Annotated in this window: 9 protein-coding genes, 1 tRNA gene and 1 pseudogene; 7 read left to right on the top strand and 4 right to left on the bottom strand. The window is 61.0% G+C overall.

Annotated elements, in window-relative coordinates; translation table 11 throughout:
• Positions 1–18 precede the first annotated feature (18 nt).
• On the top strand, positions 19–1,905 hold the full coding sequence (locus ACQ4W0_RS26350; protein WP_436579439.1) for an MFS transporter: 1,887 nt from the start codon (positions 19–21) through the stop codon (positions 1,903–1,905).
• A gap of 6 nt (positions 1,906–1,911) precedes the next feature.
• On the opposite strand, the gene ACQ4W0_RS26355 is transcribed toward ACQ4W0_RS26350, so the two are convergent.
• The 3 genes and pseudogenes from ACQ4W0_RS26355 to ACQ4W0_RS26365 form a co-directional block, all read right to left on the bottom strand.
• On the bottom strand, positions 1,912–3,450 hold the full coding sequence (locus ACQ4W0_RS26355) for a hybrid sensor histidine kinase/response regulator (RefSeq protein ID WP_436579440.1): 1,539 nt from the start codon (positions 3,448–3,450) through the stop codon (positions 1,912–1,914).
• Positions 3,451–3,458: 8 nt separating this feature from the next.
• Positions 3,459–4,127 (bottom strand): ATPase domain-containing protein, encoded by a 669-nt coding sequence (locus tag ACQ4W0_RS26360; RefSeq protein ID WP_436579509.1) that lies wholly within the window; start codon positions 4,125–4,127, stop codon positions 3,459–3,461.
• Positions 4,128–4,259: 132 nt separating this feature from the next.
• A pseudogene (locus ACQ4W0_RS26365) lies at positions 4,260–4,944 on the bottom strand (ATPase domain-containing protein); the annotation flags it as partial.
• Positions 4,945–5,363: 419 nt separating this feature from the next.
• On the opposite strand from ACQ4W0_RS26365, the gene ACQ4W0_RS26370 reads away from it, so the two are divergent.
• The 6 genes from ACQ4W0_RS26370 (at position 5,364) to ACQ4W0_RS26395 (ending at position 12,869) form a co-directional block, all read left to right on the top strand.
• Positions 5,364–6,572: an efflux RND transporter periplasmic adaptor subunit gene (locus ACQ4W0_RS26370; RefSeq protein WP_436579441.1), complete on the top strand. Its 1,209-nt coding sequence runs from the start codon at positions 5,364–5,366 to the stop codon at positions 6,570–6,572.
• A gap of 15 nt (positions 6,573–6,587) precedes the next feature.
• The gene (locus ACQ4W0_RS26375) at positions 6,588–9,752 is read left to right on the top strand and encodes an efflux RND transporter permease subunit (protein ID WP_436579442.1); all 3,165 of its coding nucleotides are present in this window, start codon (positions 6,588–6,590) and stop codon (positions 9,750–9,752) included.
• 1 nt (position 9,753) lies between these two features.
• Positions 9,754–11,202 carry an AdeC/AdeK/OprM family multidrug efflux complex outer membrane factor gene (adeC, locus tag ACQ4W0_RS26380; protein ID WP_436579443.1) on the top strand — a complete coding sequence of 483 codons (1,449 nt, stop codon included), beginning with the start codon at positions 9,754–9,756 and terminating at the stop codon, positions 11,200–11,202.
• Positions 11,203–11,271: 69 nt separating this feature from the next.
• Positions 11,272–11,886 (top strand): TetR/AcrR family transcriptional regulator, encoded by a 615-nt coding sequence (locus ACQ4W0_RS26385; protein ID WP_436579444.1) that lies wholly within the window; start codon positions 11,272–11,274, stop codon positions 11,884–11,886.
• Between the two features lie 102 nt (positions 11,887–11,988).
• Positions 11,989–12,065, top strand: a tRNA-Pro gene (locus ACQ4W0_RS26390).
• Between the two features lie 225 nt (positions 12,066–12,290).
• A complete protein-coding gene (locus ACQ4W0_RS26395; protein ID WP_436579445.1) occupies positions 12,291–12,869 on the top strand; it encodes a DUF6630 family protein in 579 nt (192 codons plus the stop codon).
• 371 nt (positions 12,870–13,240) lie between these two features.
• Here the strand turns inward: ACQ4W0_RS26395 and ACQ4W0_RS26400 are convergent, their stop codons facing one another.
• The gene (locus ACQ4W0_RS26400; protein WP_436579446.1) at positions 13,241–13,375 is read right to left on the bottom strand and encodes a hypothetical protein; all 135 of its coding nucleotides are present in this window, start codon (positions 13,373–13,375) and stop codon (positions 13,241–13,243) included.
• Positions 13,376–13,768: the final 393 nt, after the last annotated feature.

Consider the following 13,768-nt stretch of genomic DNA (forward strand, 5'->3'; position numbering starts at 1 on the left):
TAGCCAGTCCCCCATGCCATGAGTCAAAGCAGCCAGTTTTCCTTATTGTCGCAGCGCCGTTTCGGGCCCTTCTTCTGGACCCAGTTCTTTGGCGCCTTCAACGACAATCTGTTCAAGACGGCCTTGATGGTGATCCTCGCCTACGATGCGCTGAGCTGGACCACGCTAGCCCCGTCCACCATCACCAACCTGATCCCCGGCCTGTTCATCCTGCCCTACGTCGTGTTTTCGGCCACGGCGGGCCAGCTGGCCGACAAATTCGAAAAGGCGGGCCTGGCCCGTTTCGTCAAATGGATGGAACTGGCCATCATGGCCGTGGCCGCCACCGGCTGGATGACGCATACTCTGTGGTTGCTGGTGGCCGCCGTGGTGGGCATGGGCGTGCATTCGACCCTGTTTGGCCCCGTCAAGTATGCGTATCTGCCGCAGCAGCTGAAACCCGAGGAATTGGTCGGCGGCAATGGCCTGATCGAGATGGGCACCTTTGTTGGCATTTTATTGGGCGAAATCCTGGGCGCCGTCTTGATCGTGCACAAGCCGCTAGGCGTGGAACTGGTGGCCGGCGCGACGATTGCCGTGGCCATTTTTGGCCTGATCGCCAGCTACCGTGTGCCGCGCACGCCCGCGCCCGAGCCGGAGTTGAAGGTGAGCCTGAACTTTGTCGCCGAATCGTTCCGCAACCTGAATTTCTCGCGCAAGAACCGTCCCGTCTTCCTGGCCATGCTGGGCAATTCCTGGTTCTGGTTTTACGGCGCCCTGATCCTGGCCCAGTTCCCCGTGTATTCGAAGGACTTCCTGCATGGCGACCACAGCGTGTTCGTGCTGCTGCTGACGGTGTTTTCCGTCGGCATCGGCACCGGTTCGCTGCTGTGCGAGCGCCTGTCCGGCCACAAGATCGAGATCGGCCTGGTGCCGTTCGGCTCCATCGGCTTGTCGCTGTTCGGCATCGACCTGTATTTCGCCAGCAATGCCTATGCGAATACGCAAGTGGTCGACGCGCTGGCGTTTGTCAGCCAGGCGGGCGTGCCGCGCATCTTGCTCGACATCGTCATGATCGGCGTGTTCGGCGGCTTCTTCATCGTGCCCCTGTTCGCCCTGATCCAGACGCGCTGCGACCCGAAACACATTTCGCGCACGATCGCCGGCATGAATATTTTGAATGCGCTGTTCATGGTGGCGGCGGCCGGCGTGGCCATCGTGCTGCTGGGCCAAGGCTTTACCATACCCCAGCTGTTCCTCGTCACGGCCATTTTGAATGCGCTGGTGGCGGCCTACATCTTCTCGCTGGTGCCGGAATTTCTCATGCGCTTCCTGGCGTGGATACTCATCCAGACCGTGCATCGCGTGAAGGTGGTCGATGGCGAGCGCATCCCCACGGAAGGCGCGGCGGTGCTGGTGTGCAACCACGTCAGCTATGTGGACGCCATCGTCATCATGGCGGCCAGCCCCCGTCCTATCCGTTTCGTCATGGATCACCGCATCTTCAAGATGCCGCTGATGGGCTGGATTTTCCGCACGGCCAAGGCGATTCCCATCGCGCCGGCCAAGGAAGATCCTTTCCTGATGGAAAAGGCTTTCATCGATATCGCGCAAGCGCTGCATGAAGGCGAGCTGGTGTGCATCTTCCCTGAAGGCAAGCTGACGCGCACGGGCCAGCTCGGCGAATTCAAGGGCGGCATCGCCAAAATCGTCGAGCGCAGCAAGGTGCCCGTGATTCCGCTGGCCCTGCGCGGCTTGTGGGGCCATCTGTTGAGCCACCGCAATGGCCATTTGTTCGAGCGTGCCTTCAAGGCGGGCTTGCGCTCGCGTTTGTCGCTGGCCGTGGGGATGCCCGTGGCGCCCGAGGCCGCCACGCCGGAATTGCTGCAGCAAAAGGTGCAGGAATTGCGCGGCAAGTGGAAATAAACGTCATTACGCTCGCGTAGCTGCCCCCGCCCGCTGCGCCAGGTGTGTGCGGAGCAGGGCGGCGATGGCGGCGAAATCCACCGGTTTCGTCAGGTGATGCGCAAAACCGGCTTGCTCCGCGCGTGAGCGCGCCTCGCCCTGGCCCCAGCCCGTCAGGGCGATCATCAGCACCTCACGTCCCTGCGCACGCTGGCGTATCTGGCGTGCCGCTTCATAGCCATCCATGTCCGGCATGCCCAAGTCCATCACGACCAGTTGTGGCCATGCCATATCAACGGCCGCCAGCGCCTGTTTGCCGCCATATGCGACGCTGGCGGCATAGCCCTCAAGCTGGAACAGGCTTTGCAAGGAATCGGCTGCGTCGCGGTTGTCGTCCACTACCAGCACTTGCACCGGCTGGTGCGCGCTGGCGGGCGACTCGCTCCCGGCGGCGGCCGGCGTGGCGGCCGGGAGGTCGCTGGCGCTGGCCGGCAGCGTGACGATGAAGCGGCTGCCACGGCCGGGGCCGTCGCTGTAGGCGTCGATGCTGCCACCGTGCATTTCGGCAAATTGGCGCGCGAGGCTGAGGCCGATGCCCAGCCCGCTGGTCATCTGGCCCGCCACCGTGCGTCCCTGTTCGAACATGGAAAAGATGCGCGCGATGGCGTCCGGCTCGATGCCGATGCCATTGTCTTCGACCGCCACCTGCAGCTGGTCCTGCGCCTGGCGTGCAGTAATGTGGATGTGGCCGCCGTCAGGCGTGAACTTCACGGCATTCGAGACGATATTGGCAAAGATCTGCACCACCCTGGCATAGTCGGCGTGCAGCGTGATGGCATGCGGCGGCATATCGAGGGCGATGCTGATGTGCCGGTTGCTGGCCGCAGGCTGGCACAACTCGGTCACATGGTCGAGCACTTGTTGTAAGTCAAACTCCTTTCGCTGCAGCAACACCTTGCCGCTGGTGATGCGCGCCACGTCGAGCAAGTCATCCACCAGCCGCGTCAGGTGGGTCACCTGGCGCTCGATCACGTCGCTCACCTTGCCGACCTGCTCGGATGCCGGGAACAGGTGTTTGAGCAGGGCCACGGACGACTTGATGGGCGCCAGCGGATTGCGCAGTTCATGCCCGAGGCTGGCAATGAATTCGTCCTTGCGCCGCTGCGTCTCGCGCACCAGGTACTGGCGCTGGCGCGCGCGCAGCATGGCGTGCACCGACGTGATCAGGGTCAATATGTGCACGGGGCGTTCCAGCAGGGTCAGATTGCCCAGGGTGGCAATGGCTTGCCGCAAAGACAGGGAATCGAGCCCCGCGTGCGTCAGCAGGATGATGGGGAAGTCAGACCAGTCCGGCTGCTGCCGGGCGTAAGCGTCGAGCACGGAGTAGACGCCTGCTTGCAGCGCTTCGTCCACCGTCAGCACGCCGCCAGCGCCCAGCGCCAGCTGCTCGGCCAGATCGCCGGGAGAGCGGCAGGCGTGGCAGGCGATGGCGCTGCTTGCGAGTACCGTGCCGGCCAAGGCGGCATCCTGGCCGGCAGGCGCGTAGATCAGGATGCGCTGCTCCATGGTAATTGCTAGGGCAAGCCCGACAGAATGCCGTGAAAACCGGCCAGGGCCGGGCCGATGCGGATGCCCTGCGGGCTGATTTCGAAGCGGCGGCTGCTGCGTTCGTGCGCGCTGCCGCGTTTCTTGAAGATGGAAATGGCTTGCCGCACCTCGCCTTCCGTTTCGTAATAGCGCAGCATGATGACGCTGTCGGCCAGATAGCTGGCGTCGGCCGAGGTGGTCATGCAAGTGCCCGGCATGTGTTGCTGCACGCCGACGAGCAGGGTGACCACGCCGCGCTGGCCCAGGTAATTGAGCAGTTCATGCAGGTGGGTGCTCTGGAAGCGCTCATCGGGCACCGCATGCATGTAGCCGTTCAGGCTATCGATGACGATCACGCGGGCGCCCCGTTCCGCCGCGTCGACCACGGCCTGGGCGAATTCGCCCGGTGTCAGCTCGGCAGGATCGATCTGCTGTGCGTTCAGCAGGCCTGTGTCGAGCGCCGCCTGCAGGCGCATGCCCACGTTGTCGGCCCGGTTCAGCAGCTTGCTGCGTGCTTCCTCGAACAGGAACATGGCGCACGGTTCGCCGCGCTTTGTTGCCGCGTGCACGAATTGCGCCGCCAGGGTGGACTTGCCGCTGCCGGCGGGGCCGGAAATGAGGGTGCTCGTGCCCACTTCCAGGCCGCCGCCTGTCATGGTGTCGAGTTCGGGCACGCCGCTCGACAGGCGCCGATGGTCGCCATCGCGCCGCGTATCGGCTGCCACCAGGCGCGGATAGACGACCAGGCCGTCACGGGCGATCTTGTAGTCGTGCGTGCCGCTGCGAAACGGCACGCCCCGGTATTTCACCACCCGCACGCGGCGCCGGTCATTGCCATACGCCTGGTTTTGCAGCTCCAGCGAGATCACGCAATGGGCCACGCTACGCACTTGCAAGCCGTCGTCGAGCGGGGAACGGTCATCGATCAGGAGGGTGGTGCAATGCCGGCTGGCCAGGTATTGCTTCAACGCCACTACCTGGCGCCGGTAGCGCAGGGGGTTTTCCGCCAGCAATTGCAGTTCGGACAGCGAATCGAGCACCAGGCGGGCCGGACGGTGTTTGTCGATAGCGGCCAGGATGCGCTGGTTGGTCGAGGCCAGCTCGATTTCGGACGGATGGAAGATGGTGTACTGGCGCTCCGGGTCGAGCATGTCATCGCTGGGTGCTACTTCTTCGATGGCGATGCCGGCCAGGTCCCAGCCATGCGACAGCGCGGCGCCGCTCGATCTCGGATTCGGCCAGGGCGATATACAACACGGGCGCGCCGCTGCGCGCGCCTTCAGCCAGAAATTGCAGCGCCAGGGTGGTCTTGCCTGTGCCGGGCACGCCTTCGACCAGGTACAGGCGCTCGGCCAGCAAGCCGCCCGTCAATACGGTGTCGAGGCCGGGAACACCCGTCGACAGCAGTGGCGGCGCGTCCAGGCCGCTCGCGTCCTCGTGTTGCGCCATTCCTTGCGCCTGTGCTGTCATCATCGCGCCCCCGCTGTGCCACGCTGTGGCCAGTATATTAGCGCGTCTGTCGTGGCATGTCTTTTCGATACCATTGGTAAATATTCATGGCGCCGGGCTTGGCCGTGCCGGGAAGTGTTGCACACATGATCGCCGCTTCAGCAAAAAACGGATTACCCTGCTACAGTATTCATTCAATCCAAGCTTCCCGCTTTGCCATATTGCGCCGCCCACCAGGTCTTTGTTTGACTTTGCTGGTGTGCCGACGCTGTTGCTGTCCTCGATTTATTGCTGTACTGATAATTTAATTCGCTTGATAGTTACTATGTTTCAATTGTAACGATGCTTGACGATTTTAGAATGATCGTTCATTCTTTGATCTGCGTTAATAAATTTAGTCATTTCTAACGACACTAGCCAGCTTCTTTTTCAGAAAGTCCAAGATGCAACCAACCTTTTCCTTGACGTCGCCGCGTACGAGCGGCGCTATTGCCGTTCTGTGCGCCACTGTAATCATGGCCGGCTGCAGTAAAAAACAGGAAGCACCTCACGCGCAGCAAGCGCCACAGGTGGTCGTGTTTACTGTTAATCCGGCCGCGTTGCCGATGAGCGCCGAATTGCCCGGCCGCACGAATGCCTATCAGGTCGCCGATGTGCGCCCGCAAGTCGGTGGCTTGATCCAGAAGCGCCTGTTTGTCGAGGGTAGCGATGTGAAAGCGGGTACGGCCCTGTACCAGATCGATTCGGCCACCTACCAGGCTGCCTATAACTCAGCCAAGGCCGCGCTGTCGAAAGCCAAGGCCAACCTGCTGACGGCCGGCCCGAAAGCCTCCCGCTACAAGGAACTGGTTGCCATCGAAGGCGTGAGCCGCCAGGAATACGATGATGCCGTCGCTGCGTTCGAGCAAGCCAAGGCAGATGTCGAGTCCGCTACCGCGGCACTGGAATCGGCCAACATCAACCTGAAATACAGCACCGTGACGGCACCGATCAGCGGCCGCACCAGCCGCTCGAGCGTGACGGCCGGTGCGCTGGTCACGGCGGGCCAGGCCGAAGCGCTGACGACCGTGCAGCAACTCGACCCGATGTATGTCGACGTGACCCAATCGAGCACCGACCTGCTGCGCCTGAAACGCCAGATGGCTGACGGTTCGCTGAAGAAAGTGGGCGAAGGCCAGGCCAAGGTGGACCTGCTCTTGCCGGACGGCAGCAAATACAGCGAATCGGGCAAGCTGCAGTTCGCCGGCGTGACGGTCGATCCGACCACCGGCAACGTGATCTTGCGCGCGCTGTTCCCGAACCCGAAAGGCGAATTGTTGCCAGGCATGTACGTGCGTGCGCAGCTGGAAACGGGCGTGGATGAAAAAGCCATTACCGTGCCGCAAGTGGGCGTGACGCGCAACCAGAAGGGCCAGGCAACTGCCTTGATCCTGAACAAGGAAAACAAGGTCGAGCAACGCGTGCTGACCACCAGCGGCACGATCGGCAACGACTGGCTGGTGACGTCCGGCCTGGCCGCAGGCGACCGCGTGATCGTGGAAGGCTTGCAAAAAGTCAAGCCAGGTGCCCCGGCCGTTGCCGTGCCGGCCAAGGCTGCTGCTGCGCCTGCCGCTGCCGCTTCTGCCGCCGCATCGGCTGCCAGCGCCCACTAATTCAGGAGAATATTAATGGCCCGTTTTTTCATTGATCGCCCGATTTTTGCCTGGGTGATCGCGATCGTCATCATGCTTGCCGGCGTGATTTCGATCCTCAGCCTGCCGATCGCGCAGTACCCGAGCATCGCTCCGCCGTCGATTTCGATCAGCGGCTCCTACCCTGGCGCTTCCGCCAAGACCGTGGAAGATGCGGTGACCCAGGTCATCGAACAAAAGATGAAGGGTATCGACGGCTTGCGCTACATGGCGTCGTCGAGCGATGCGACTGGCGGCATCAGCATCACGCTGACGTTTACCAGCGGCACCAACCCAGACATTGCCCAGGTGCAAGTACAGAACAAGCTGCAGCTGGCAACGCCACTGTTGCCGACGGCTGTCACGCAGCAAGGCCTGGTCGTGTCGAAAGCCACGAAAAACTTCCTGATGGTGTTCGGCTTCATTTCCGAAAACGGCAAGATGGACCAGACCGACTTGAGCGACTATGTAGCCGCCAACGTCGTCGATCCGCTCAGCCGTGTTGCCGGCGTGGGCGATGTGACCCTGTTCGGTTCGCAGTACGCCATGCGTATCTGGCTCGATCCGGCCAAGCTGCAAAGTTTTAACCTGACCCCGGCGGACGTGATCACGGCCGTGCAGGCGCAGAATGCGGAAGTGTCGGCCGGTGAACTGGGCGGCACGCCGTCCGTCAAGGGCCAGCAGCTGAACGCCACCGTGTCGGCGCAGAGCCGCCTGCAAACGGCGGAGCAGTTCGGCGCCATCTTGCTGAAAACATCGACCAACGGTGCCATGGTGTACCTGAAGGACGTGGCCAGCATGGAACTGGGCCGCGAGAACTACAACACCGTGGCCCGCTACAACGGCCATGCGGCTACCGGCGTGGCGATCAAGCTGGCAACGGGTGCCAACGCGCTCGATACGGCCAATGCGGCGAAAGCCATGCTGGGCAACCTGAGCAAGCAATTTCCTGAAGGCATGAGCTACCAGGTAGCGTTCGACACCACTCCGTTCGTGAAACTGTCGATCGAAGAAGTTGTCAAGACCCTGGTGGAAGCGGTCATCCTGGTATTTTTGGTGATGTATCTGTTCCTGCAAAACTTCCGCGCCACCCTGATCCCGACCATGGCCGTACCGGTCGTGCTGCTCGGTACCTTCGGCATCCTGAATGCGTTTGGCTATTCGATCAACACCTTGACCATGTTCGCCATGGTGCTGGCCATTGGTCTGCTGGTCGATGATGCCATTGTGGTGGTGGAAAACGTCGAGCGCGTGATGAGCGAAGAGGGCTTGTCGCCGCTGGAAGCGACGCGCAAGTCCATGACGCAGATCACGGGCGCGCTGGTCGGTATCGCCATGGTGCTGTCGGCCGTGTTCGTGCCGATGGCCTTCTTTGGCGGTTCGACGGGCGTGATTTACCGCCAGTTCTCGATCACCATCGTCTCGTCGATGGTGCTCTCCGTGGTCGTCGCGCTGGTCTTTACGCCAGCCTTGTGCGCCACCTTGCTCAAACCGGTCGAGAAGGGCCATCACGCCACCAACAAGGGTTTCTTTGGCTGGTTCAACCGCAGCTTCGACAGCAGCAGCAACAAATACCAGGGCCTGGTTGGCAGCATGATCCGCCACCGCGGGCGTTCGATGTTGTTGTACGTCATCCTGCTGGCTGGCCTGGTATTCGTCTTCATGCGCCTGCCGACGTCGTTCCTGCCGGAAGAAGACCAGGGCATCCTGTTTACGCAGATTCAATTGCCGACGGGCGCCACGCAAGAGCGCACCCTGAAAGTGATCGAACAGGTCGAAGACCACTTCATGAACAGCGAGAAAGACAACGTCGCCTCCGTGTTTGCTGTCGCCGGTTTCAGCTTCGGTGGTAACGGCCAGAACACGGGTATCGCCTTCGTGCGCCTGAAGGACTGGGCGCTGCGCAAGGACGTGGCGCAGAAAGCGCCGGCCGTGGCCGGTCGCGCCATGGGCAAGTTGTTGCAGATCAAGGATGCGATGGTGTTTACGTTCGCCCCGCCTGCCGTGCTGGAACTGGGTAACGCCACCGGTTTCGACATGCAGCTGCAGGATATCGGCGGTGTCGGCCATGACGCCCTGATGGCGGCGCGTAACCAGTTGCTGGGCATGGCCTCGCAAAACCCGACCATGGTGGGCGTGCGCCCGAACGGCCAGGAAGATACGCCGCAGTATAAGATCGACATCGACCAGCAGAAAGCGACAGCGCTGGGCTTGCAGATCTCGGAAATCAACCGCGTGCTGAGCGTGGGTTGGGGGAGTTCATATGTGAACGACTTCCTCGACCGTGGTCGCGTGAAGAAAGTGTTCATGCAAGGCAGTGCCGAATCGCGCATGCTGCCGGAAGACTTGAACAAGTGGTTCGTGCGCAATACCGCTGGCCAGATGGTGCCGTTCTCGGCCTTTGCCACCGGCAAGTGGATTTACGCATCGCCACGCCTGGAACGCTACAACGGCTTGCCGTCGGTAGAGATCCTGGGTACGCCGGCACCGGGCCAGAGCACGGGCGCCGCCATGAATGCGATGGAAGCGATGGTGGCGCAGTTGCCGCCTGGCATAGGCTTCAGCTGGACCGGCGTGTCGCTGGAAGAGCGTGAATCCGGTTCGCAGACGCCGCAGCTGTACGCGCTGTCCTTGCTGATTGTGTTCCTGTGCCTGGCCGCGCTGTATGAAAGCTGGTCGATCCCGTTCTCCGTGCTGCTGGTGGTACCGCTGGGCGTGATCGGTGCCGTGCTCGGTACGTGGATGTTCGGCCTGTCGAATGACGTGTACTTCCAGGTGGGCTTGCTCACGGTGGTGGGCCTGTCGGCGAAGAATGCGATTCTGATCGTGGAATTTGCCAAGGAAATGCAGGAATCGGGTATGTCGCTGCTGGATGCGACCTTGCATGCGGTGCGTCTGCGTCTGCGTCCGATTCTGATGACCTCGATTGCCTTCGGCCTCGGTGTGTTGCCACTGGCCATCTCCAGCGGCGCCGGTTCCGGCAGCCAGAATGCCATCGGTATCGGCGTGCTGGGCGGCATGTTGACGGCCACGTTCCTCGGTATCTTCTTCGTGCCGGTGTTCTTCGTGCTGGTGCGCGGCTTCTTCTCGAAGCCGGACGCGCCAGCCACGCCGGCGACGCCTGGCTCGCCAGCCATCACGCTTTCTAAGGATGCGCATTAATATGAAAAAAACGCTACTCTCCATGGCGGCACTGGCCTTGCTGGCCGGTTGCAGCCTGGCTCCCACGTATGAGCGTCCGGCAGCGCCGGCGCCCACGGCGTGGCCGACGGGCCCTTCCTACAAGGCCGACACGGCCGCCGCCGACGCCAAGCCGGTGGCGGACGTCGCCTGGCGCGAGTTCTTTGCCGATGCGCGTTTGCGCCAGGTACTGGAACTGGCGCTGGCCAACAACCGCGACCTGCGCGTCTCGATCCTCAACATCGAGAAGGCGCGCGCCACGTATGGCATCGAACGCGCCGCGCTGATCCCGACCCTGTCGGCTTCCGGCGGCCAGACGGCCAGCCGCGTGCCGAAGAATGCCAGCGCCAACGGCGAAGCCTCCATCAATCGCCAGTACACGGCGAACCTGGGCGTCTCGGCGTACGAGCTGGACTTCTTCGGCCGCGTGCGCAGCCTGTCCGACAGCGCGCTGGAACAATACCTGGGCACGGAAGAAGCACGCCGTGCGCAGCAGATCAGCCTGGTGGGCGAAGTGGCCAGCACCTATCTGAACCTGGTGGCCGACCAGCAGCGCTTGCGCGTGGCGCAAGATACGCTGAAGAGCCAGCAGTCGTCGTATGACCTGGCCGTGCGCCGCTTCAGTGCCGGTGCTACGTCCGGCCTGGACAAGTACGATGCCCAGACCAGTGTCGAGTCGGCCCGTTCCGACGTGGCCGTGTTCACGAGCCAGGTTGCGCTGGATCAAAACGCGCTGGTCTTGCTGGTAGGCGGCCCCGTGCCGGCCGACCTGCTGCCGCCAGCCGAGTTCGGCGCCGTGACGGCGCTGAAGGACATTCCGGCTGGCGTGCCGTCGGACGTGCTGCAACGCCGTCCTGACGTGCTGGCGGCCGAGCGCACCTTGCGCGCCGCGAACGCCAACATCGGCGCGGCGCGCGCGGCTTTCTTCCCGCGCATTTCGCTGACGGCCACGGCCGGTTCGCTCAGCGACAACCTGTCGGGCCTGTTCAAGGCGGGCAGTGGCACGTGGAGCTTCATCCCGCAGATCAGCTTGCCGATCTTCGATGGTGGCGTGAACCGCGCCAACCTCGATATCGCCAAGGTACAGCGTGAAATCTCCGTGGCGCAATACGAAAAGGCGATCCAGGTCGCCTTCCGTGAAGTGTCCGATGCGCTGGCCCAGCGCGGCACCATCGACGAGCGCCTGCAATCGCAGGTCTCGCTGGTCGAGGCGTCGACGAAGAGCTACACCATCCACGACGCGCGCTACAAGCAGGGCGCCGAGTCCTACCTGAACGCCCTGGTGGCCCAGCGCGCGCTGTACACGGCGCAGCAAAGCCTGATCACGGCGCGCCTGGCCAAATCGACCAATCTGGTGACCTTGTACAAGGTGCTGGGCGGCGGTTGGCAGCCTGAGCAGACAGCCGTTGCGGCGGCTGGCGGCGTCCAATAATCACGGGGACGCCGACGCCGGCCTTGTCCTTGTCCGCAAGGGCAGGGCCGGCGCGCTACAGGAAAAGTCATGAACCAAGTTGAAAAGAAGCATCCGGATCCCGAGCGCGCCAACACGCGGCGCAAGCAGGTGCTCGATGCAGCCGAAAGCTGTTTCAGCCGCCGCGGCTTCCACGGCGCCAGCATGGCCGAGATATCCAAGGCGGCCGGCATGAGCGCGGGTCACATCTATAATTATTTTGACAGCAAGGATGCGATCATCGCCGCCTTCGTCATGCAGAATACGGAGCGGGTGTCGAACCTGATGCAGGACCTGGCGCAGCGCGAAGACCCGCTGCAGGCGGTGATCGACAATGCAGGCGAACATGTGCTGGAAAGCCTGGACCCGAAAACCTGGGTGATGCCGCTGGAAATCTTTGCCGAGGCTTCGCGCAATCCCGCCATCGCGGAAATGCTGCACTGCGCGGACCAGCGCTCGCGCCAGCTGTTCTTGTCGATTATCAAGGAGGCGCGGATCAGGCGCGGCTTGCCGGCTGATGAAGAGATGCTGGAAGGCCGGCTGAACGCCATGATCGCCATGTACCAGGGCTTGCCTGTGCGGGTAGTGCACAATCCCGACGTCAAGGTGGAACCCTTGATCGCTGGTTTCCGCATCGTCCTGACGGCATTGTTGCTGGGCGAGTAGAACGCTTTGTCCTCAGGCTGAAAAAACTTTGCGCAGTTCGATATGAATCATGCGCAAAGCATGGCAAAAACCTAAAAGCCTCTGCTATAATTCTCACCTCGTCGGGGCGTAGCGCAGCCTGGTAGCGTACATGCATGGGGTGCATGGGGTCGGAAGTTCGAATCTTCCCGTCCCGACCATTAGATTCAAGGAGTTGCAGCGCAAGCTGTATAGAAACCCAGTACTGTATATTATACGTTTGTATAATATCGGTGCTGGGTTTTTCCGTTTACATAACGTATGATTTTCGTTGCAGCATGCCGATGTCCTCTATCGGCCAGAAGCGGACATCACGAACTACTCCTCAATCAACTTTTATCTAACTGCCAATGCTTAAGCTGCTTAGCAAACTTTTGGGTCGGGACTTGGCCGCCCCACCTGAGCCACCTGTTGAAGAAGACGAGAACCTCTCGGACGCACAGATTCTGAAAGAATATTTTTCTGCATCTACACAGGCTAAACAAGCCCTAAGACGTTTCCTTACTCTCATAACTGCGCAGTTGGGAACAGAGGAGAGTCAGCGCTTAACCAAGCTTGTAATTTCAAATTTAGGGCGCGGCGGTACAACAAGTGAAGCAATCGAGAGCGGCATACTCGACGACGAGGGGCAGCGGCGGGGCAAGTGGGTTTTGCTGCAAGTCGACTGGAAGGCCACTGAGGAAGTGGAATGGCAGGCGAACGAACTGCTTACCGTTGCCGGAATTAACGAAACCTGGCACCTGCAAGACGGAACACATACGACGGTTCCGAGAGCGCTGCTAGAGTTTTCCTCCTGGGTCAAACCCAGAGGAGGCCGTTTGCTTCATCTCGACTTAGGAAACGATGCGTATTACGCACTGCTTATGTCGGAGGAAAAATCGGCAGAGATTGTTCAAATTGCGAAGGAAGCTGGTCTGAAAGTTAAGGAATCAGAAGAGTTTGAAGTCGAGCATCGGCCCGACTGACGCAAGAGAATCTGTTGGGCGAATGTGGAGCGGCGCGTCATGTGATTGCTAGGACGCCGTGCTAAGGTCCGCTCCGGGGCGGAACCTGCCAACGACGGCAACCGGCCAAAAACGGACCTTGACTGAGTAGGTGTAACCTTGGCATGCGACTATCCGGGTAGTTCAGGCCGAGATGACTAAGCCGCGTAAACAGCGACGCAATTTTAAGCAGATCCATGAGGACCTGGAGGAGCTGGGCTGCGCAGGGTCATACGACCAAGTGGCAGCGTTTGCCAGACACTGGAAGTCGTGTCAAACAGAGTGGGTCAATTTTGCTAGCAAACGACCACTGTAAATCATCCCGAAGTAACGTCAAGCCTCTTGTCCCGAAATTAATTGACGCTCATCGCTGGTAGGCCCAATGCCTTGCGCAACTCGCTCCGGGCCGCGTCCATTTCCTTTTGATATTGCGGATTGTTGGCCATCACTGCGTGCACCGAATAGGCCAGCAGCTTGCTGGCCTCCACGTCGCTCGGATAACTGATGGCCGCTCCGCGTAGGCGGGCTCAGTGGTTTCTGATCGCAGATAGCAGTCGTACTGCATTGCGTTAGATATTCAGTCGCCTGGCGATTTCTCGTATCGGGATCTGGTCACGAAGGTGCCAGCGTCGAATGATACCAAGTAGTGCCACGTTGATCACTCTGATCTCCTGCCGATAAGACTGGTGGAATTGTGCTACTGACGTGGGTCAGATTCCGCTGCAAACTCGTGGGGAAAGTTGGTCAATTTGCAGTGCCATTTAACAGGTCAAGGCCAAGAAAGATGACGGTGAGTACGCATTTTTCGTGCTCAGCTGCGCGCGAGAGGTTTAAATTACGCACGTATGTGCTCGACACGTGGGGATATTTTTTTGCACCTT

Source organism: Janthinobacterium breve (assembly GCF_051380895.1).
In the GTDB taxonomy this organism is placed as follows: domain Bacteria; phylum Pseudomonadota; class Gammaproteobacteria; order Burkholderiales; family Burkholderiaceae_D; genus Janthinobacterium.